The organism is Streptomyces sp. NPDC059247 (assembly GCF_042754005.1).
GTDB lineage: Bacteria > Actinomycetota > Actinomycetes > Streptomycetales > Streptomycetaceae > Streptomyces.
Genome location: NZ_JBHYZW010000032.1, coordinates 1 through 19,895, shown reverse-complemented (window position 1 = coordinate 19,895; position 19,895 = coordinate 1). Strand labels below are relative to the sequence as shown.

At 72.8% G+C, this 19,895-nt stretch carries 22 protein-coding genes; 12 read left to right on the top strand and 10 right to left on the bottom strand.

Features of this window, described 5'->3' with window-relative positions; translation table 11 throughout:
- Nucleotides 1-155: 155 nt before the first annotated feature.
- Together ACFXGN_RS31035 and ACFXGN_RS31030 are read left to right on the top strand one after the other, a co-directional pair.
- Nucleotides 156-1,136, top strand: coding sequence for an alpha/beta hydrolase (locus ACFXGN_RS31035; RefSeq protein ID WP_384865491.1), 981 nt, complete (start codon nt 156-158; stop codon nt 1,134-1,136).
- Nucleotides 1,133-2,338 (top strand): acyltransferase, encoded by a 1,206-nt coding sequence (locus ACFXGN_RS31030; RefSeq protein WP_384865489.1) that lies wholly within the window; start codon nt 1,133-1,135, stop codon nt 2,336-2,338. The genes ACFXGN_RS31035 and ACFXGN_RS31030 overlap by 4 nt, the downstream gene beginning before the upstream one ends.
- A 135-nt stretch (nt 2,339-2,473) precedes the next feature.
- Here the strand turns inward: ACFXGN_RS31030 and ACFXGN_RS31025 are convergent, their stop codons facing one another.
- Complete coding sequence (locus tag ACFXGN_RS31025) at nt 2,474-3,496, bottom strand: aldo/keto reductase (RefSeq protein ID WP_384865488.1); 1,023 nt, start codon at nt 3,494-3,496, stop codon at nt 2,474-2,476.
- Complete coding sequence (locus ACFXGN_RS31020; protein WP_384865486.1) at nt 3,493-3,909, bottom strand: MerR family transcriptional regulator; 417 nt, start codon at nt 3,907-3,909, stop codon at nt 3,493-3,495. The genes ACFXGN_RS31025 and ACFXGN_RS31020 overlap by 4 nt, the downstream gene beginning before the upstream one ends.
- Before the next feature lie 51 nt (nt 3,910-3,960).
- Here ACFXGN_RS31020 and ACFXGN_RS31015 point away from each other — a divergent pair, with 51 nt between their 5' ends.
- On the top strand, nt 3,961-4,791 hold the full coding sequence (locus ACFXGN_RS31015; RefSeq protein WP_384865484.1) for a serine hydrolase domain-containing protein: 831 nt from the start codon (nt 3,961-3,963) through the stop codon (nt 4,789-4,791).
- Nucleotides 4,792-4,834: 43 nt separating this feature from the next.
- Here ACFXGN_RS31015 and ACFXGN_RS31010 read toward each other — a convergent pair whose 3' ends face one another.
- The 7 genes from ACFXGN_RS31010 to ACFXGN_RS30980 all read right to left on the bottom strand — a co-directional run bounded on the left by ACFXGN_RS31010 (nt 4,835) and on the right by ACFXGN_RS30980 (nt 11,349).
- Nucleotides 4,835-5,059 (bottom strand): hypothetical protein, encoded by a 225-nt coding sequence (locus tag ACFXGN_RS31010; protein WP_384865482.1) that lies wholly within the window; start codon nt 5,057-5,059, stop codon nt 4,835-4,837.
- Nucleotides 5,060-5,077: 18 nt separating this feature from the next.
- Nucleotides 5,078-5,362: a hypothetical protein gene (locus tag ACFXGN_RS31005; protein WP_384865480.1), complete on the bottom strand. Its 285-nt coding sequence runs from the start codon at nt 5,360-5,362 to the stop codon at nt 5,078-5,080.
- A 157-nt stretch (nt 5,363-5,519) separates the two neighbouring features.
- Entirely contained in the window at nt 5,520-6,140 is a 621-nt protein-coding gene (locus ACFXGN_RS31000) for a hypothetical protein (protein WP_384865478.1), read from the bottom strand.
- The gene (locus tag ACFXGN_RS30995; RefSeq protein ID WP_384865476.1) at nt 6,137-7,684 is read right to left on the bottom strand and encodes a sensor histidine kinase; all 1,548 of its coding nucleotides are present in this window, start codon (nt 7,682-7,684) and stop codon (nt 6,137-6,139) included. Before ACFXGN_RS30995 ends, ACFXGN_RS31000 begins: the two co-directional genes overlap by 4 nt.
- Nucleotides 7,681-8,364, bottom strand: a complete 684-nt coding sequence (locus ACFXGN_RS30990; protein ID WP_384865474.1) for a response regulator — start codon at nt 8,362-8,364, stop codon at nt 7,681-7,683. Before ACFXGN_RS30990 ends, ACFXGN_RS30995 begins: the two co-directional genes overlap by 4 nt.
- A gap of 106 nt (nt 8,365-8,470) precedes the next feature.
- Nucleotides 8,471-10,174, bottom strand: coding sequence for a murein biosynthesis integral membrane protein MurJ (gene murJ, locus ACFXGN_RS30985; protein ID WP_384865472.1), 1,704 nt, complete (start codon nt 10,172-10,174; stop codon nt 8,471-8,473).
- Nucleotides 10,171-11,349 carry a lipid II:glycine glycyltransferase FemX gene (locus ACFXGN_RS30980; protein WP_384865471.1) on the bottom strand — a complete coding sequence of 393 codons (1,179 nt, stop codon included), beginning with the start codon at nt 11,347-11,349 and terminating at the stop codon, nt 10,171-10,173. Before ACFXGN_RS30980 ends, murJ begins: the two co-directional genes overlap by 4 nt.
- A gap of 206 nt (nt 11,350-11,555) precedes the next feature.
- Between ACFXGN_RS30980 and ACFXGN_RS30975 the strand changes: the two genes are divergently transcribed.
- From ACFXGN_RS30975 to ACFXGN_RS30960, 4 genes are all read left to right on the top strand, one after another.
- Nucleotides 11,556-12,734 (top strand): Ig-like domain-containing protein, encoded by a 1,179-nt coding sequence (locus tag ACFXGN_RS30975; RefSeq protein WP_384865469.1) that lies wholly within the window; start codon nt 11,556-11,558, stop codon nt 12,732-12,734.
- A 190-nt stretch (nt 12,735-12,924) separates the two neighbouring features.
- A complete protein-coding gene (locus tag ACFXGN_RS30970) occupies nt 12,925-13,749 on the top strand; it encodes a helix-turn-helix domain-containing protein (protein ID WP_384865467.1) in 825 nt (274 codons plus the stop codon).
- On the top strand, nt 13,733-13,927 hold the full coding sequence (locus tag ACFXGN_RS30965; RefSeq protein ID WP_384865465.1) for a DUF397 domain-containing protein: 195 nt from the start codon (nt 13,733-13,735) through the stop codon (nt 13,925-13,927). The genes ACFXGN_RS30970 and ACFXGN_RS30965 overlap by 17 nt, the downstream gene beginning before the upstream one ends.
- 33 nt (nt 13,928-13,960) lie before the next feature.
- Nucleotides 13,961-14,155: a DUF397 domain-containing protein gene (locus ACFXGN_RS30960; protein WP_384865463.1), complete on the top strand. Its 195-nt coding sequence runs from the start codon at nt 13,961-13,963 to the stop codon at nt 14,153-14,155.
- Here ACFXGN_RS30960 and ACFXGN_RS30955 read toward each other — a convergent pair.
- Nucleotides 14,152-14,808 (bottom strand): pirin family protein, encoded by a 657-nt coding sequence (locus ACFXGN_RS30955; protein WP_384865461.1) that lies wholly within the window; start codon nt 14,806-14,808, stop codon nt 14,152-14,154. The genes ACFXGN_RS30960 and ACFXGN_RS30955 overlap by 4 nt on opposite strands.
- Before the next feature lie 135 nt (nt 14,809-14,943).
- On the opposite strand from ACFXGN_RS30955, the gene ACFXGN_RS30950 reads away from it, so the two are divergent.
- The 5 genes from ACFXGN_RS30950 to fabF all read left to right on the top strand — a co-directional run bounded on the left by ACFXGN_RS30950 (nt 14,944) and on the right by fabF (nt 19,830).
- Nucleotides 14,944-16,125, top strand: a complete 1,182-nt coding sequence (locus tag ACFXGN_RS30950; RefSeq protein ID WP_384865459.1) for a PucR family transcriptional regulator — start codon at nt 14,944-14,946, stop codon at nt 16,123-16,125.
- 89 nt (nt 16,126-16,214) lie between these two features.
- Nucleotides 16,215-17,132 (top strand): ACP S-malonyltransferase, encoded by a 918-nt coding sequence (locus ACFXGN_RS30945; protein WP_384865457.1) that lies wholly within the window; start codon nt 16,215-16,217, stop codon nt 17,130-17,132.
- Nucleotides 17,133-17,150: 18 nt separating this feature from the next.
- On the top strand, nt 17,151-18,182 hold the full coding sequence (locus tag ACFXGN_RS30940) for a ketoacyl-ACP synthase III (RefSeq protein ID WP_384865455.1): 1,032 nt from the start codon (nt 17,151-17,153) through the stop codon (nt 18,180-18,182).
- A gap of 57 nt (nt 18,183-18,239) precedes the next feature.
- Entirely contained in the window at nt 18,240-18,488 is a 249-nt protein-coding gene (locus tag ACFXGN_RS30935) for an acyl carrier protein (protein WP_188267185.1), read from the top strand.
- A gap of 79 nt (nt 18,489-18,567) precedes the next feature.
- Entirely contained in the window at nt 18,568-19,830 is a 1,263-nt protein-coding gene (fabF, locus tag ACFXGN_RS30930) for a beta-ketoacyl-ACP synthase II (protein ID WP_384865453.1), read from the top strand.
- The last annotated feature ends 65 nt before the right edge of the window (nt 19,831-19,895 follow it).

The following is a 19,895-nucleotide window of genomic DNA, read 5'->3' as shown; positions in this document are numbered from 1 at the left end:
ACAACCCCACCCCCGCCCTGGTGGTGGCTGCTCCACCACCCCCTACCCCGGTAGCGGGACGGAGTTGGCTCCCCGGGGTGACGTGCCGTCACCCGTCGTCTTCCTACCTTCCTCTCGCAGCGAACGAGCGAGTACCGGAGAGGGAGGGCGACCCCATGCGCCGCTTGACGAGGACCCTGATCACGACGGCCCTGGTGGCCGCCGTCGTCGCCGGGACGGCCGGCTGGGCGTCGGGGAAGGAGCAGCGGGCCGTGACCGGGGCGCCCGTCGGGACGGAGCGGTGGCGGGCGGCGGGGCTGCCCGACCCGGAGTCCATGGACCCGGCCGGGGTCGCGCGGTTCTTCGCCGGGCTGAGTCCCGTACGGCAGCGGGCGCTGGCCCTGGCCCATCCGACGGTCGTCGGGAACCTGGACGGCGCACCCCTGGAGCTGCGGTACGCGGCCAACGCCCGTACCTTCCGGGGGGAGTTCGGCGGGGCGCGGGTCCTCGCCCACGACACGCGCGGCCGGGGGCAGGTCGCCCTGGTCTACGGGGACCTGGCGCGGGCCGAGCACGTGGCGGTGATCGTGCCCGGCTCGGACGTCGACGCGGGGCGCGTCCGCCCGCTCGCCGACATGGCGGAGGCCCTGCGGCGGGCGACCGGCGGCCGTACGGCGGTCGTCGCCTGGGCCGGGTACACCACCCCGCTCGGCGTCGGTCTGGACGCGGCCACCGGGCGTCTCGCGGAGGCGGGGGCGGACCGGCTCACCCGGTTCGCGGACGGTCTCGCGGCCGTCGGCGCGGCCGAGCCCTCGGTCTTCTGCCACAGCTACGGCTCCGTGGTCTGCGGTCTGGCCGCCCACCGCCTCAAGGCCAAGGACCTGGTCGTCCTCGGCTCCCCCGGGATGCGCGCCGAGAACGCCGCCGACCTGGGCACCTCCGCCCGGGTGTGGGCCGCGAAGGACCCCACCGACTGGATCGACCGCGTCCCGGACGTCCGGCTCGCGGACCTCGGGCACGGCACCGACCCCACCGACCCGGCGTTCGGGGCCCGCCGGGTCCCCGCCGACGACGCCCGGGGGCACGGCGGCTACTTCGCGGCGGGCACCTCCTCGCTGCGCGCCTTCGCCGCGATCGCCGAGGGGGACGTCCGATGAGCGCCCTCGCCACCCTGGCCCGGCGGATCGAGTCGGGCACCCCGGCCCACCGCGACCGGGCCGTCGACGGGCTGCGCGCCCTCGCCCTGCTCGCCGTGCCGACCGGGCACTGGCTGCTGGGCGGTTTCACGCTCTCCGCCGACGGCGCGATCCACAACGCGAGCCCGCTGGGCACGTTCGCGGGGCTGGCCCCGGTCAGCTGGGTCCTCCAGATGCTGGGGATCTTCTTCCTCGTCGGCGGTTACGCGTCCGTCCTGTCGTTCCGGCGCCGGAAGGGCTCCACCGGCGACTGGCTGCGGGGCAGGCTCGCCCGGCTGGGCCGCCCGGTCCTGGGGGTGACCGCCGTGTGGGCGGTGCTCCTGCCGCTGCTGCACTTCGGCGCGGGCGTTCCGGTGGACACCCTGCGGACCGCGTCCACCCTGGTGATCCAGCCGCTGTGGTTCGTCGGGGTCTACACGGTCGTCACCGCGCTCACCCCGCTGTGCGTGCGGGCGGCCCGGCGTCTGGGGGTGTGGGCGGCGGCCCCGCTGCTCGGCTCGGTGGCCGTCGTCGACTTCCTGCGGTACGGGCCGTTCGCCGACGCCGTACCGTCCTGGATCAGCCTCCTGAACATCGTGCCCGGCTGGCTGTTCGCCTATCAGCTCGGCGTCTCCTGGGGCGAGGGCCGGGTCACCCGGCGCCACGCGTGGGCCCTCCTCGCGGGCGGAGCCGCGCTGTTCGCCGCGCTGCTGCTGGTCTTCGGGTATCCGGCGTCGATGGTCGGCGTCCCGGGCGAGGCACGGACCAACTCGCACCCGCCGTCGCTGCTGGTGCTCGCCCTGGCCGCCGCGCAGAGCGGCGCCGCGATCCTGCTCAGGGAGCGGCTCGGGCGGCTGCTCGCCCGGCCCGCGCTGTGGGCGCCGGTGGTGGTCGTCAACCTGTCGGCGATGACGGTGCTGTGCTGGCACCAGACGGCGATGCTCGCGGCGGCGGTGCCCGGCTCGTACCTCGGGGAGGTGCCCGGTCTGGTCGGCGCGCCGGACTCGGTCGGCTGGATCGTCGCCCGGCTGGCCTGGATGCCGGTCTTCGCCGGGCTGCTGGTGCTGATCGGCCGGTACGCGCGGAAGTTCGAGTCCCCGTGGGCCCGGACCGGTCCGGGCCGCCGGGTCCTGGCGGGGCTGCTGGCGGCGGGCTTCGCGGCCTTCGCCCTGAGGCTGGTGTGACGGCCGGGACCGCCCGCCCTGCGACCTGGGTCCGTCCTGGGGCCTGGGTCCGTCCTGGGAACCCGGGGCCGTCCTGGGGCCCGGGAGGGGGGCTCCGGCCCGGGGCGTGTCCACCCGGCCGGAGCCGCCGGGGCCTCAGTCCTCGCGGCTCACCGAGGTGAACCGCATGTCCGGGTAGCGGTCGCCCGCGACCCGGGAGGCGATCGGCTCCAGTTCCGCGAGTTCGGCGTCGGTGAGGACGATCCGGGTCGCCGCCGCGTTCTCCAGGAGGCGGGAGCGCTTGCGGGTGCCGGGGATCGGTACGACCGTCAGCCCGTGCACGGCGGCCCGCCCCTGCACCCAGGCGAGGGCGATCTGCGCGGGGGTCGCCCCGTGCGCGGCGGCGATCTTGCGGACCGGGTCGAGGAGGGCCGCGTTGCGCTCGGCGTTCTCGCCGGTGAAGCGGGGCTGGTGGCGGCGGAAGTCGCTGTCCGACAGGTCCTTGGCGGCGTCCGCGAACGCCCCGGTGAGGAAGCCCCGGCCGAGCGGCGAGTACGGCACGAACGCCACTCCGAGTTCGGCGGCGGCGCCGACGGCGCTGCGCTCCACGTCCCGGGAGAAGAGCGACCACTCCGACTGGAGGGCGGTGATCGGGTGCACCGCGTGGGCCTCGCGCAGTTCGGCGCCGGTGACCTCGCTGAGGCCCAGGTGGCGGACCTTGCCCTGCTGGACGAGTTCGGCCATCGCGCCGACGGACTCGGCGAACGGGACCTCCGGGTCGCGCCGGTGCATGTAGTAGACGTCGATGGTCTCGACGCCGAGGCGGCGCAGGCTGCCCTCGACGGCCTTCCTGATGTACGCGGGGTCGTTGCGGATCGCCCGCCGGGCGGGCTCGGCCGGGTCCCGCTCGATGGCGAACTTGGTGGCGAGGACGACCTCGTCGCGGTGGGCGGCGAGGAAGGGCGCGAGAAACTCCTCGTTGGTGCCGCTGCCGTAGATGTCGGCGGTGTCGATCAGGGTGACACCCGCCTCCAGGGCCGCGTCGAGGGTGTCGCGGGCGGCGGCCTCGTCGGTGTCGCCGTAGAACTCGCTGATGCCCATCGCGCCGAAGCCCTGGACGCCGACCTCGGGCCCGTCCTGGCCGAGGCGGACGGTGTCGATCCTGGTCACACTGGTCATGAAGGTGTTCCTCCGCAGATGGTCCCGTAATGACTGATCTTGCTGTCGAGCACGGCGAGGGTGTCCTGGAGTTCGGTGATCCGCGAGAGCACGTCGCGCCGGGTGGTCTCCAGGAGTTCCCTGCGCCGGTCCCGCGTGTGGTCGCCCTCCCGGACCAGTTCGGCGTACCGGACCATGTCGGCGACCGGCATCCCGGTCAGCCGCAGCTTGCCGACGAACGCCAGCCAGCCCAGGTCCTTCTCGGTGAAGCGGCGCTGCCCGGTGTGCGAGCGGTCGACGTGCGGCATGAGGCCGATCCGCTCGTACCAGCGCAGGGTGTGCGCGGTGAGCCCGGTCAGGGCGGAGACCTCGCTGATGGTGTAGTGCGTCCGGGTGCGGACCGGGCTGGGGCTCGTGCTCGCCATCACGCTCATGCCCCCACGCTAAAAGGTTGGAGTGCACTCGAAGCAAGTAGGCTCGGGGCCATGCAGAGCAGCGTGCCGAGCCTGGCGTCGATCGAGAACTGGCCCGTCCCCACCGCCGCCGCGGCCGTGGTCCGCGCGGACGGCACCACGGCCGGGTCCCACGGGCCGACCGGGAAGCGGTTCCCGCTGGCCTCCGTGACGAAGCCGCTCGCCGCGTACGCCGTTCTCGTCGCGTACGAGGAGGGGGCGGTCGACCTCGACGAACCGGCCGGGCCCGAGGGCGCGACCGTCCGCCATCTGCTCGCCCACACCTCCGGGCTCGCCTTCGACGAGAACCGGGTGACGGCCGCGCCGGGCACCCGCAGGCTCTACTCCAACACCGGTTTCGAGGTGCTCGGCGACCACCTCGCCAAGGTCACCGACATCCCCTTCGCCGACTATCTGCGCCAGGCGGTCCTGGAGCCCCTCGGCATGACGGCGACGACCCTGGACGGCTCGCCCGCGAAGGACGGCGTGTCCACGGTGGACGATCTGGCGCGGTTCGCCGCCGAGGTGCAGGCGCCCCGGCTGCTGGACCCCCGGACCGTGCTGGCCGCGATGACGGTGGCGTACCCCGGTCTGACCGGCATCCTGCCCGGTTACGGGCACCAGCGGCCGAACGACTGGGGTCTCGGCTTCGAGATCCGCGACGGCAAGGCCCCGCACTGGACGGGCGCGACCTCCTCGCCGCGCGCCTTCGGGCACTTCGGGCAGTCCGGCACCTTCCTGTGGATCGACCCGGACGCGCGCGCCGCCTGCGTGGCCCTCACCGACCGCCCCTTCGGCCCGTGGGCCGTCGAGGCGTGGCCGTCCTTCACGGACGCGGTCCTCGCGGACCTGCGGAGGGCCTGACCGGAGTCGTGGCAGCCGCTGCCCGGCGGAGACCGGTCCCGTTCTAGGCCTGCCGCCAGTGGGCCCGGGGGCCCTCCGGTCCTACTTCCAGGCGGAGGCGTTCGTACAGCCCGGACAGGGGAAGACCGGCGTACGCGTCGGGTACGTCGATCTGGGCGAACTCCCGGCCCTTCTGGGGCAGGGGCCGCACCCCCACCCCGCCTTCGCCGTCGAGGTCCGCGAGGGCGATGATCTTCCCGTCCGGCTCGTACACCACATGGACCCGCATCAGGCTCTCCTCACTGTTCTACCCGTCCACGTTGACGGCGCTCAAGATGAAGTCCGCGTCCCCGTTCTGAGCCCGGAGCAGCAGGTTCCATCCCACATGGGGCTGGGCGTTGATGTCCCAGGCGACCAGTTCCTCCAGGATCTCGATGTACGAGAAGGAACCGCCGAACCCGGTCTGGCCCGCGGCCCAGCGGTTCCAGCTGCTCGGCTGGGGGTCGCCGTCGGTGTAGTAGAAACCGAGCCAGGTCTGCTGTCCGGCCGCGAGGAAGATCCGGCCCGTGAAGCGGCGCTGCACGTTTGCCATGAACATCACCCTTCGTCTATGGCACCCCTTTGTGTCACCCCCTTTTCTGCCCTTTCCGCCGGGTGGCGAGTGCGGTCGGCGACCGCTTTCACGCGGATGCGGGAGCGCACACCGGCGCGTGTCCGGCGGTCCGGCCGTGTCATCGGCCGGACCGGTGCTAGTCCTCCCGGGGGGCCGTCGGGCCGTCGCAGGCGGCGACCGGCAGGGTGCCGTCGGGGCCGCTGAGGACGATGTCCACGAGGCCCGCCGGGTGTTCCGCGTAGGCCGTCGTGCAGACCAGTTGGCGGACGGCCGCCTCGGGCAGTTCCATGACCGGGAAGGGGGCGTCGACCCGCAGCAGGCCCCGGGCGGAGGGGGCTGCCGGGTCCCGGAGGACGCGCAGCCTGCCGGACACGCCGTCCGGCAGGGCGGTGGTGATGCCCTGCTCGGCCTCGGTCGGCAGCGGGCCCGCCAGGAGGACGGCGAGGAGCTTGTCGATGCCGATCCGGAGGGAGCTCGGCCCCATGGAGAGATCGACCTCCCCACCGCCCGGCCCCGTGGTGCCCATCCTGCCGCTCGCCTCGAAGGGGGGCACCCCGTCGGCGCCGCCGATCTCACGGGCCACCGGCATCGACTTGCCGTCGGGGCCCAGGAAGTAGAGCACCGCCCGGCTCCCGGGGCCGGGCACGACCAGCGCGGTCGCCGCCCCGCCCGCCTCGACGACATCGCTCTCCCGGATGCCGCATCCGGCGAGCGAGAGCACGGCGAGCAGGGTCGCGGCGACCGCGCCGCGCCTCACAACGGCATCCGCACGGTGAAGACCGCGCCTCCGTCGGGGCGGTTGGCGGCCGTGACGGTGCCGCCGTGCAGCCGTACGTTCTCCAGGGTGATGGCGAGGCCCAGGCCGCTGCCCGCCGACCGGGTCCTGGCCTGGTCCGCCTTGTAGAAGCGGTCGAAGACGTGGGGCAGGACGTCCGGGTGGATGCCGGGGCCCCGGTCGGCGACCTCCGTCACCAGCTCGCCGCCCGCCGCGTACAGCCGGACCGTGACGGGTGACCCGCCGTGCCGCAGGGCGTTGCCGACGAGGTTGGCGACGACGACGTCGAAGCGGCGCGGGTCGAGCCGGGCCCTGACCCCCTCGGCGAGGTGCGGGACGATCCGCTCCGGGTCGGTCCAGTGCCGGTTCTGGAGGGTCTTGCGGACGCAGTCGGCCGCGTCCACCTCGTCGGTGTGCAGGGCGGCGGCGCGCGCGTCGAAGCGGGAGATCTCCATGAGGTCCTCGACGAGCACCGCGAGCTTCCCGGTCTCGGCGCTGATCAGGCGGACGGCACGGGCGGTGTCGGTGTCCAGGCCCCCGGCGTCCTCGTCGAGGACCTCGGTGACCGCGAGCATCCCGGCGAGCGGGGTGCGCAGTTCGTGCGAGACGTCGGAGGCGAAGCGGCGGGCCCGGGCCTCGGCGTCGCGGAGTTCCGTGACGGAACGTTCCAGCTCGGCGGCGGACTCGTTGAACGTCCGTGCCAGATCGGCGAGTTCGTCCCTGCCCTTGGCGTGGATACGGGTGTCCAGACGGCCGCGCCCCATGCTGTGGGCGGCGAGCCGCAGCTCCCGCACCGGCCGGAGCACCCCGCGCGCGGCGATCAGCGCGGGGATCAGGGCGATGGCGAGCGCGGGCAGGGCCCCGTCACGGGCGGCCATGACCATGGCCTCGATGTTCGCCTCCTCCTCGTTGAGCTCCATCACCGCGTAGACGACGAGCCCGGTGCGCTGGGGCGCTCCTTCGGGCGAGTGGGCCAGGAAGACGGCGGGGACGGCGATCGTCAGGTACGGGACGCCGTCCTTGACGACCCGCTGGAAACCGGCGTGCGGCACGGTCTGGTTGAGGGCGCGGCTCCGCAGCTCCGGGGTGACGACGGAGGAGCTGGGCCGGTCGGTGGAGGAGACCCGGACGGTCCCGTACTCGGCGTAGACCCGCCAGGGGCGCGGCTTGCCCTGCCGGGCGATCAGCATGAGCTGGCTCCGCAGCGTGGCCGGATCGACGGGGAGCTGGACGCGCAGGTCCTCGACCTGCTCGCGGAAGGCGGAGACGGCGGTGTTCTGGGTCTGCTCCAGGATCGCGTTGCGGGCGGCCCGGTAGGTGAGGGCGGCGGTGGTGCCGCAGCCGACGGCGGCGACGAGGAGGAAGGCGAGGATGAGCCGGGTGCGCAGTCCGAAGGGGTGGCGGCGCAGCCGGGGGCCCCGGTGGCGGCGGCGGGGGCCGTCGGCGGGGTCTTCGGAGTGCCGGTGCCGGGCCTCGGGTTCCGTCGGGCCGAGGGTGTCGGGTTCCGGTCCGACGCAGGTTCTCACAGCGGTCCGAAGCGGTAGCCGAAGCCGCGCAGGGTCTGGATGTAGCGGGGTTCGCCGGGGGTGTCCTCGATCTTGTTGCGGAGGCGGCGGACGCAGGCGTCGACCAGTCTGGCGTCCCCGTGGTAGCTGTGCTCCCAGACGTGTTCGAGGAGCTGCTGGCGACTGAAGACCTGCTCGGGGGCGGCCGTGAGGTGCAGGAGGAGCTTCATCTCGGAGGGGGCGAGGCCGATGCGTTCGCCGGACTTGGCGACGGTGAGCCCGGCCCGGTCGATGGTCAGTCCGCCGTGGAACTCGACGGCGGACCGGCCGGACCCGGGCTCCTCGATGCGGCGGAGCACGGCTCGTATCCGGGCCTCGATGACCTCGGTGCGGGCGGGTTTGACGATGTAGTCGTCGGCTCCGGCCTCCAGTCCGACGACGACGTCGAAGTCGTCGCCCCGGGCGGTCAGCATGATGATCGGCAGCTGGCTGGTCTCGCGGACGGTGCGGCAGACCTGGACGCCGTTCATCCCGGGCAGCATCAGGTCGAGCAGGAGCAGGTCGGGGCGGAACTCCCCGAGGGCCGTGAGCCCCGCCTCGCCGGTGGCGGCGGTCCGCACCTCGTGCCCCCGGCGCCGGAGTCCGAGCTCGACGCCTTCGCGGACGGAGGGGTCGTCTTCGATCAGCAGCACGCGGGGCATCTGTGGAGTATCCCAAGGTCGGCGGGTCCCTCGTCAGGAGGGGGAGGCGAGCGGGTCGGCGGGGGTCCGGGCGGGGCGGGTCCGGGCAGGGCTGGGGCGGCGGGGCTCACCCGCGGCGGAGGCGGCGGGGTACGGCGGCGAGCAGGGCGCTCACCTCGGTGAGGCGGAGGGGCCGGGCGAGGGCGGCGAAGATCACGACGATCGTGAGGGCGCCCGCGAGCCCGGCGGGGACGGCTCCGGCGGGACCGGTGAGGTGGGTGACGACCAGCCCGTATCCGGCGGCGGGCAGGGCGGCGACCAGCAGGCGGCCGAGGGATCCCGCGGAGCCGCCGTCCGGGGCGGCGGGGCCCGTACCGGTGGGCTGCGGGGTGCCGGTGGGCCGGGGGGTGCCGGTGGGCCGCCGGGTGCCGTTCCGGCCCGTGGACCGCAGCCGTCGGCGCAGGACGTACGCCGTGACGGCCCAGCCCGCCCACAGGGCGAGGGAGTATCCGGCGGCCATGCCGGTGACGGCCCAGCGGGTCGGCAGGAGGAGGTGCGCGGACAGCGAGAGGAGCGCGTTGAGGCCCGCGATCACCAGGTTCAGCAGGAAGGGGGTGCGGGTGTCGCGCAGCGCGTAGAAGGCGCGGGTGCACACGTACTGCCCGGACAGGGCGACCAGTCCGGGGGCGAAGGCCATCAGGATCCAGGACATGGCGCGGATGTCGTCGCCGCTGGTGGCCCCGTACCGGAAGACGACCGTCATCAGGGGGACGGCGAGCGCGAAGAGGGCGCAGGCGGCGGGGACGACGGCCGCCCCGCTGGTCCGCAGGGCGTAGCCGACGTCCCGCCGGACGCCCGCGAGGTCGCCGTCGGCCGCCGCGCCGCTCATCCGGGGCAGCAGCGCCGTCACCAGGGAGACGGTGATGATGCCGTGCGGGACGCTCCATAGCAGATAGGCGTTGTTGTACGCGGCGAGGCCGCCGCCGCTCACCGTGCCGCCCGCCGAGGTCGCGAGCAGGGTGGTCACCCAGTACGCGACCTGGTTGGTGAGGACCAGCAGCACCAGCCACCCCGCCGAACGCAGCGGCTCGGCCAGACCGCTGCCGCGCCAGTCGAAGCGGGGCCGCCAGCGGAAGCGGGCGGCGCGCAGCGAGGGCACGAGGGCGAGGGCCTGGAGGGCGATGCCCGCGGTGGTGCCCCAGCCGAGCAGCGCGGTCTCGCCGGGGGTGAGGGCGCCGCCGTCGCTCACCACCAGGAAGAGGGCGAAGACGGCGACGACGACCACGTTGTTGAGGACGGGGGTCCACATCATGGCGCCGAAGCGGCCCCGGGCGTTGAGGACCTGGCCGAGGAGGGTGAAGAGCCCGAGGAAGAAGATCTGCGGCAGGCAGGCGCGCGCGAAGGCGACGGTCATCTCCCGCTGCTCGCCCGTGTAGTCGGTGTACAGGTCGACGATGGACGGCGCGGCGAGCACGGCCACCGCCGTGAGGGCGGTGAGGGCGAGCACGCACAGGGTGAGGAGCCGGTCGGTGTAGGCGACGCCCCCGTCGGCGTGCTCCTTGGCCGCCTTGACCAGTTCGGGCACGAAGACGGCGTTGAGGGCGCCGCCGAGGAGCAGGGTGTAGACGATGGTGGGGACGGAGTTGCCGACCGCGTAGCCGTCGGCGACGGCGGCGGCGCCGAGCGCGGCGGCGACGACGGAGGCGCGGACGAAGCCGGTGGCGCGGGAGACGAGCGACCCGGCGGCCATGAGCGCGCCGCTGCGCAGTGCGGACGGCGCCGTCCTCGGCCGTCCCGTGCCGGGCCGCCCGGCGGTGAGCGTGGCCGTCACCGGCGGGCCAGATACGCCTGGAAGGCGCGGTACAGCGCGTGATTGGTCGTGCCCTGCATGGGTGTCTCCCACTCCCCGAGCGTCTCGACGACCTGTCCGCCCGTGCCGAGCTTCCAGCGGAGCAGGCCGTGGGCGCGGTCGCCCGGATCGAGGGTGGAGGGTACCCCGCGCAGGTCGTAGACGGCGGCGCCGAGGGCCTGCGCGTCGAGCATCATGCGCCACTGGAGGGCGTTGGAGGGCCGTACCTCGCGGCGGTGGTCGGCGGAGGCGCCGGTCTGGTACCAGACGCGCCCGCCGACGGTGACCATGGTGTGGGCGGCGAGGATCTCGCCCTCGTGGCGGGCGAGGTAGAGCTTCATGCGGCCGGGGTGCTCGGCGTTGAGGACGGCGTACTGGCGCTCGTAGTACGCGAGGGAGCGGCCGAGCCGGAAGCCGTCGCGTTCCTCGGTGATCCGGAGCAGCCGGTAGAACTCGGGCAGGTCGGCGGCGGAGCCGAGGGTGATCTCGACCCCGGACTTCCGGGCCTTGCGGACGTTGCGCCGCCATTCCTGGTTGAGGCCGGCCCACAGGTCGTCGGGGGTGCGTCCGGTGAGCGGGACCTGGAAGACGTGCCGGGGCTGGGCGTCGGCGCCGTCCTCGGACTCGCCGCCGCAGCGCCGCCAGCCGCGCGCCCTGAGCCGTTCGGCGACGACGGTGCCGAGCGGGTCGACCTGGTCGGCGAGGACATCGGCGAGGCGGCGGCCCGCTCCGGTGGCGCCCTTGACGGTGGCCGCGTTCCACCGCCGGTGGGCGGGGGCGGGGCCGATGCGGACGGCGAAGACGCCGGAGGAGCGCAGATGTCCGAGCAGCGGGGCGAGCCAGCCGTCGATGTCGGGGTCGGCCCAGTCGGCGACGGGCCCCTCGGGGAGGTAGGCGAAGTACTTGCGCGTGCCGGGGAAGGCGCGCAGGAGGACGAGGGCGACCCCGGTGAGGGTGCCGGACTCCGGTCCCCAGCCGATGAGCTGGTGCTGCCAGCCGTCCTTCACCCGTGCCCAGGCCGGGACCTGGAGGAAGCTGGGCCCGTCGGCACCGGAGCGGGACGCGAGGAAGGCGCGGTAGACCTCGGGGGACACGGGACCGAGCCGCAGGGCACGGTGCTCGGCGGGGGGTGCGGCCGTCAGGAGAAGGGCTGACATGACGGGGAGCCTCCTTGATTCCGCCCCTCGGTGGTGGGGCGGACAGCAGGTTCACAGCCGAATTCGACAGCGCCGCGTAACAAATATGACCGGATGATGACCGTTCTGGCGCAGCCGCCGTCACATCGTCTTCACACCGCCACCGGGCGTCCCGGCCGACCTAGAGTCCGGAACATCCCACTCGTTTCCCCTTGCGGAGGTCTTCCGTGCTGCGCATACGCACCCCCCGTCCCGTTCTCGCGGCCCTCGCGCTGAGCGTCTCCCTCACCGCCTGTACGGCGCAGGCGGCGGACGGCCCTGGGGGAACAGGAGAGGGGAAGGGGGCCACGGCGAAGGGCCCGGCGGCGAAGGTGACGGTCGTGGATCCGGCGGCGGGCCGCCCGGTGACGGTGACCGCGACGGGCGGCACGCTCGCCGGGGTGAAGGTGGTGGACGCGGACGGCGCCGCGCTGGCCGGGCGTCCGGGCGCGGGCGGCACCCGCTGGGTCTCCGACCGCAAGGCGGTGCCGGGGACCACGTACACGGTGGAGGTCGTCTCCCGTACGGCCGACGGCTCGGAGACGACGACCCGGTCCACCTTCGAGACCGCCGGGGCGGACAAGGTCAACAAACTGACCCTGGCCCCCGGCAAGAACACCACCGTGGGCATCGCCCACCCCCTCTCGATCGTCTTCGACCTCCCCGTGACGCGGAAGGCGGACGTGGAGCGGCAGTTGAAGGTCACCACCTCGAACGGCACCGAGGGTTCCTGGGGCTGGATCAAGGACCACTCGGGCCGGGACCGGGCGGACTGGCGGCCCCGGACGTACTGGAAGCCCGGCACGAAGGTCACCCTGGCGGCGGACCTCAACGGCACGGACTCGGGCGGCGGCTGGTTCGTACGGGACTACCTCACCGGCTTCACGGTCGGCTCCGCGCAGATCGTCAAGGTCGATCTGGACCGGAAGCGGCTGACGCTCTCCCGGGACGGGAGCGTGGTCCGGACGATCCCGGTCTCCGGCGGCACACCGGGTGGCGACAAGCGGTCCTGGCGGGGCACGGCGGTGCTGATGGCGAAGGAGGGCACCATCAACATGAACTCGGAGACGGTGGGGCTCGGGGACGCGTACGACAAGATGGTCGACCACTCGATGCGGCTGACCTGGTCGGGGATGTACGCGCACGCGGCGCCGTGGAACGCGGCGTACTTCGGCAGGGCCAACAAGAGCTCGGGCTGCATCGGCATGAGCGACGCGGACGCCACGTCCTTCTACGCGACGGTGAACGTCGGCGACCCCTTCGAGATCACCGGCGAGGACACCAAGGGCACGGTCGCCGAGGGCAACGGCTACGGGGCGTGGAACCTGAGCTGGGAGCAGTGGAAGGCGAAGAGCGCGCTGCGGTGAGCGCCGGACGGGAGCGTGCGCCGCGCTGAGTGCCGGGCGCGAGGACGTGCCCGCGCAGAGTGCCCGGCGCACGGGCGAACCACTCCCCCGGGTGGTTTACGCGGTTCGCGCCACCGGCTCGGCGCCCGCTGGCTACGCTCGGCGCTGCCGAGAACACCGTGTGCGTGCCGCAGGGCCGGAGGTGCTGACCATGGTCAACATTCAAGAACTCGATCCCAGTGCTTCCCCGTTGGACTACTACGGCTGGGAACTCCGCCGTCTGCGCGAGGAGCACGGTCTCACCCAGCAGCAGCTCGGGGACATCATCTTCTGCACGGGCTCCCTCGTCGGGCAGATCGAGACGACGAGGAAGGTCCCCACCCGCGCCTTCTCGGAGCGGGTGGACGCGGCGCTCGGCACGGGCGGGGTGTTCTCGCGGCTGATCGGTCTGGTGCTGCGCAGCCGACTCCCGGCGTGGTTCCAGCCGGTCGCGGAGCTGGAGGCACGCGCCACGTACATCTCCACGTTCCAGACGCAGGTCGTATACGGCTTGTTGCAGACGCCGGAGTACGCGCGTGCCCTGCTCGCCGTCGACTATCCGGACAAGGCCGAGGAGATGATGGGCGCCCGGCTCGAACGTCAGCGCATCCTGGAGCGCGGCGAGCCGCCGGTCCTGTGGGTCGTGATGAGCGAAGCCGTGCTGATGCAGCAGGTGGGCAGCCGTGAGGTCATGCGCGAGCAACTGGCGCACCTGTTGACCTTCCGCGACAACCCATGGGTGCAGATCCAGGTGCTCCCGTTCTCCACCGGTGAACACACGGGACTGATGGGGTCGTTCACTCTCTTCAGGTTCGACGACGACCCTGACATCTTCTACATCGACGGCTACGACCAAGGGCACATGACCGCCAATCCTCCCGTGATCAAGGAGCGTTCCGTCGGCTACGCTCGACTTCAGGCTATGGCCCTCTCTACCGAGGACTCGGCGGAACTGATCGCTCGTGTGATGGAGGAACACTATGGAGACCCGTCCTGACCTGACCGGAGCGCAGTGGCGGAAGTCGTCCTACAGCGGAACCAACGGCGGCGAATGCGTCGAGATCGCCGACGGCTTCACCGAAGTCGTCCCGGTCCGCGACAGCAAGAACCCCACCGGCCCCACCCTGATCATCGGCACCACCGCATGGCAGACGTTCACCGGCGGGCTCCGCTAGGACCCGCCCCCGCTCATGTGACGGAGGAGCACCGTGGAAACCCGTGTCGACCTGACCGAAGCACAGTGGCGGAAGTCGTCGTACAGCGGAACCAACGGTGGTGACTGCGTCGAGGTGGCTGACGGCTTCACCGGAGCCGTCCCCGTCCGCGACAGCAAGAACCCCACCGGCCCCACCCTGATCATCGGCACCACCGCATGGCAGACGTTCACCGGCGGACTCCGCTAGGACCCGCCCCGCATCTCCCACGTCAGTACCTCCGCGTCGCCGGTCGCGAACAGGGTGAGCCCCTTCGCGCCGGTGACGCGAGCCGCGTCGCCGGTGGTCAGTTCCTCGCCGTCGACGCGTACCGCGCCACGCGCCACGTGCGCGTACACGAAGTCGCCGTCCGGCAGCGGCGCCCGGCCGCCCCTCTCCAGACGGTGGACGCGCAGGGTCCCGCCCGGCACCGCGTACGAAGCGCCGTCGGCGACCCCCCGCACCACTTCGTACGAGGGTTCCCCGCCCGGCTCCGGCGGCGCCAGCCACATCTGTACGAAGACCAGCGGCCCGGCCCCGTCGTTGCGCTCCACGTGGCGCACTCCGGCCGCCGCACTCAGGTGCTGGAGGTCGCCCGCGCGGACGACGGTCGCGTGCCCCGCCGAATCGCGGTGGGTCAGCTCGCCCTCGACGACCCAGGTGACGATCTCGGTGTGGCTGTGCGGATGCTCGTCGAACCCGGCCCCCGGCGCCAGCCGCTCCTCGTTGCAGGCGATCAGCGAACCGAAGCGGAGGTTGTCGGGGTCGTAGTGCGGCCCGAACGACAGGGCGTGCCGGGTCTCGATCCCGGCCGCCGGGTCGCCCCCTGGGTAGCGCTCCGCCGCGCGCTGGATGCGTATCACGCGGCCCACCGTAACCGCCCCCGTCCTCCCGCCGGAGGCGGACCGGCACCCGCGCGGGGAGGGAACGGGGAGGGAACGGGTAGGGAACCCGCCCCGACCCCGCACAGCGCCGTCCCGATAAGGCAGTCTTGTCCCGTGCCAGAACCCACGAACGCCCCTCACCCGCACGCCGCGACCCTGAAGCGTCTCGAACAGTCCTCCGGGCGGCTCGCCGCCCACGCCATCGCCCGCATGGACGAGACGCTGCCCTGGTACCGGGCGATGCCCCCCGAGAACCGGTCGTGGATCGGCCTGGTCGCCCAGGCGGGCATCGCCGCGTTCACCGAGTGGTTCCGGCACCCGGAGACCCCGCAGGCCATCTCGACGGACGTCTTCGGCACCGCGCCCCGCGAGCTGACCCGGGCGATCACCCTGCGCCAGACCGTCGAGATGGTGCGCACCACCATCGAGGTCATGGAGACGGCGATCGAGGAGGTCGCCGCCCCCGGCGACGAGTCGATCCTCCGCGAGGCGCTCCTCGTCTACGCCCGGGAGATCGCCTTCGCGACGGCCCAGGTGTACGCGCAGGCGGCCGAGGCCCGGGGCGCCTGGGACGCGCGGCTCGAATCGCTCGTCGTGAACGCGGTCCTCTCCGGCGAGGCCGACCAGGGCGCCGTCTCCCGCGCGGCGGCACTCGGCTGGAACTCCCCCGACCACGTGTGCGTGATCCTCGGCACCGCCCCGGACGGCGACAGCGAGCTGACCGTGGAGGCGATCCGCCGGGCCGCGCGCCACGCCAAGCTCCAGGTCCTCACCGGTGTCCTCGGTGACCGTCTGGTCGTCATCGCCGGGGGCAACGACAACCCCATGGCGGTGGCGAAGGCACTGATCGGCCCGTACGCGGCCGGTCCGGTCGTCGCCGGTCCCGTCGTCCCCGACCTGCTGGCCGCGACCCGCTCCGCGCAGGCGGCGGCGGCCGGTCTCAAGGCCTGCTCGGCATGGCAGGACGCGCCCCGGCCCGTCCTCGCCGACGACCTCCTCCCGGAGCGCGCCATCGCCTCCGACCCCGCGGCGCGCGAGCAGCTGGTGGAGGAGATCTACAGACCGCTGGAGGAAGCGGGCTCGGCGCTCCTCGAAACTCTCAGTGTCTACCTGGAGCAGGCCAGCAGCCTGGAAGGCGCGGCGCGGATGCTCTTCGTCCACCCGAACACCGTGCGCTACCGGCTCCGACGTGTGACCGACGTCACCGGCTGGTCACCCTCCGATGTCCGCTCCGCGTTCACGCTGCGGATCGCGCTCATCCTCGGGCGCTTGGCCGACGCGGATCCGCAGCTCTAGACTTTTGTAGAACACCAACAATTACCCCGACGGTTCTTCGTCCCTGTCCTCACGGGCGCCAGGAGCCGTCCCCAAGAGAGAGTGTGAGGGTGCTCGTACTCGTCGCTCCCGGCCAAGGCGCCCAGACGCCCGGCTTCCTGACCCCCTGGCTCGAACTCCCCGGCGCCGCCGACCGCGTCGCGGCCTGGTCCGAGGCCATCGGTCTCGACCTCGCCCACTACGGCACGAAGGCGGACGCGGACGAGATCCGCGACACCGCCGTGGCACAGCCCCTCCTGGTCGCCGCCGGTCTGCTCTCCGCGACCGCGCTCGGTGACGTGTCCCCCGGCGTCGTCGCCGGGCACAGCGTCGGCGAGTTCACCGCCGCCGCGCTCGCGGGCGTCCTCGACGACACCGCCGCCCTGCGGCTCGTCCGCACCCGTGGTCTGGCGATGGCCGAGGCCGCCGGGATCACCCCGACCGGCATGTCGGCGCTGCTCGGCGGCGACCCCGAGGTCACCCTCCCGCACCTGGAGAGGCTCGGCCTGACCGCCGCCAACGTGAACGGCGCGGGCCAGATCGTCGCCGCGGGCACCCTGGAGCAGTTGGCCGCTCTGGAGGCGGACAAGCCCGAGGGCGTCCGCCGGGTCGTCGCGCTCAAGGTCGCGGGCGCGTTCCACACGCACCACATGGGCCCTGCCTCGGCGACGCTGGAGGAGGCCGCGCGGGAGCTGTCCCCGGCCGCCCCCAGCACCCGTTACGTGTCCAACAAGGACGGCCGGGTCGTCGCCGACGGTGCCGAGATCGTGGCCCGTCTGGTCGGCCAGGTCGCGAACCCGGTCCGCTGGGACCTGTGCATGGAGACCTTCAGGGAACTGGGCGCGACCGCGCTGGTCGAGGTGTGCCCCGGCGGGACGCTGACCGGCCTCGCCAAGCGGGCCCTGCCGGGCGTGGCCACGGTCGCCCTGAAGACTCCCGACGACCTGGACGCGGCCCGTACGCTCATCGCTGAGCACGCGGCCGTCTGACAAGGAGTGTCGAGAATCATGTCGAAGATCAAGCCCAGCAAGGGCGCCCCGTACGCGCGCATCCTCGGTGTCGGCGGTTACCGCCCCACCCGGGTCGTGCCGAACGAGGTGATCCTCGAAAAGATCGACTCGTCCGACGAGTGGATCCGCTCGCGCTCCGGCATCGCGACCCGCCACTGGGCCTCGCCGGAGGAGACCGTCGCCGCCATGTCGGTGGAGGCCTCCGGCAAGGCCATCGCCAACGCCGGGATCGCCCCGGAGCAGATCGGCGCCGTGATCGTCTCCACGGTGTCGCACTTCAAGCAGACCCCGGCCGTCGCCACCGAGATCGCCGACCGGATCGGCGCCGGGAAGCCCGCCGCGTTCGACATCTCCGCGGGCTGCGCGGGCTTCGGCTACGGCCTGACCCTCGCCAAGGGCATGATCGTCGAAGGTTCGGCGGAGTACGTCCTCGTCATCGGCGTCGAGCGGCTCAGCGACCTGACGGACCTGGAGGACCGCGCCACGGCCTTCCTGTTCGGCGACGGCGCCGGTGCCGTGGTCGTCGGCCCCTCCGACGAGCCGCACATCGGCCCCACGGTGTGGGGTTCGGAGGGCGACAAGTCCGAGACGATCAAGCAGACCGTCCCGTGGGACGAGTTCCACGCGGGTGACGCCTCGACGCTTCCCCTGAACCAGCAGGGCGAGATCAAGTTCCCCGCCATCACGCAGGAGGGCCAGGCGGTCTTCCGCTGGGCCGTCTTCGAGATGGCGAAGGTCGCACAGCAGGCCCTGGACGCCGCCGGCATCACGGCGGACGACCTGGACGTCTTCATCCCGCACCAGGCCAACATGCGGATCATCGACTCGATGGTGAAGACGCTCAAGCTGCCGGAGCACGTCACGGTCGCGCGGGACGTCGAGACCACCGGCAACACGTCGGCGGCCTCGATCCCGCTCGCCATGGAACGGCTCCTGGCGACCGGCCAGGCGAAGAGCGGCGACACCGCGCTCGTCATCGGCTTCGGGGCGGGTCTCGTGTACGCCGCGTCGGTCGTTACCCTCCCCTAGGCACACCGGATCCGTCCGGCAAACCATTCACCAGCAATCACAAGAAGGAGCGCCACCATGGCCTTCACCCAGGAGCAGGTCGTCGAGGGTCTCGCCGAGATCGTCAACGAGATCGCGGGCATCCCGACCGAGGACGTCCAGCTCGACAAGTCCTTCACCGACGACCTGGACGTCGACTCGCTGTCCATGGTCGAGGTCGTCGTCGCCGCCGAAGAGCGCTTCGACGTCAAGATCCCGGACGAGGACGTCAAGAACCTCAAGACGGTCGGCGACGCCGCTGACTACATCCTGAAGCACCAGGCCTGATTCGGCCCTCGCTGAACCGGTCCGCCACCCGGCGGTGGCGCCGTATTCCGACCATCACACACATGGAGAACGAATTCCTGTGAGCTCGACCAATCGCACCGTGGTCGTCACCGGTATCGGCGCAACCACACCGCTGGGTGGCGACTCCGCATCGACCTGGGAAGGTCTGATCGCGGGGCGCTCGGGCGTCCGGCCCCTGGTGGGCGAGCGCTTCGCCGAACTTCCCGTCAAGATCGCCGCGACGGCCGCCGTCGACCCCGGCGACGTCCTGCCCCGCCCGCTGGCCCGCAAGCTGGACCGCTCGGCGCAGTTCGCGCTGATCGCGGCCCGCGAGGCCTGGGCCGACGCGGGCTACACCGCGCCCGCCGGAGAGGACGACAAGGTCGTCCCCGAGCGGCTCGGTTCCGTCATCGCCTCCGGCATCGGCGGCGTGACCACCCTGCTCGACCAGTACGACGTGCTCAAGGAGAAGGGCGTCCGCCGCGTCTCCCCGCACACCGTGCCCATGCTCATGCCGAACAGCCCCTCCGCCAACGTGGGCCTGGAGGTGAACGCCCGAGCGGGCGTCCACACCCCGGTCTCCGCGTGCGCGTCGGGCGCCGAGGCGATCGGCTACGCCGTCGAGATGATCCGTACCGGCCGTGCCGACGTGGTCGTCGCCGGTGGCACCGAGGCCGCGATCCACCCGCTGCCGATCGCCGCCTTCGCCAACATGATGGCGATGTCCAAGAGCAACGACGAGCCGACGAAGGCCTCCCGCCCGTACGACACGGGCCGTGACGGCTTCGTGCTCGGCGAGGGCGCGGGCGTCGTGATCCTGGAGTCCGAGGAGCACGCGAAGGCGCGCGGCGCGCGCGTCTACTGCGAGGTCCTCGGCCAGGGCCTGTCGGCCGACAGCCACCACATCGCACAGCCCGAGCCGACCGGCCGGGGCATCGCCGCCGCGATGCGGCACCTGCTCGACTCGACGGACCTGAAGCCGTCCGAGGTCGTCCACCTCAACGCGCACGCCACGTCGACGCCGCAGGGCGACGTCGCCGAGATCAAGGCGCTGCGCCGGGTCCTGGGCGACGACCTGGACCATGTCGCGATCTCCGCGACGAAGTCGATGACCGGCCACCTCCTCGGCGGCGCGGGCGGCATCGAGACCGTCGCCACGGTCCTGGCGCTGTACCACCGGCTGGCCCCGCCGACGATCAACATCGACGAGCTGGACCCGGAGGTGGAGGCGGACATCGTCCGCGACGAGCCCCGCGAACTGCCGCAGGGCACGATCTCCGCGATCAACAACAGCTTCGGCTTCGGCGGCCACAACGTGGTGCTGGCGTTCCGCAGCGTCTGACCCGCGACACCCGCCGCGCACATGCGGAAGGCCCGCCCCCGGAGACGAACTCCCCGGGGGCGGGC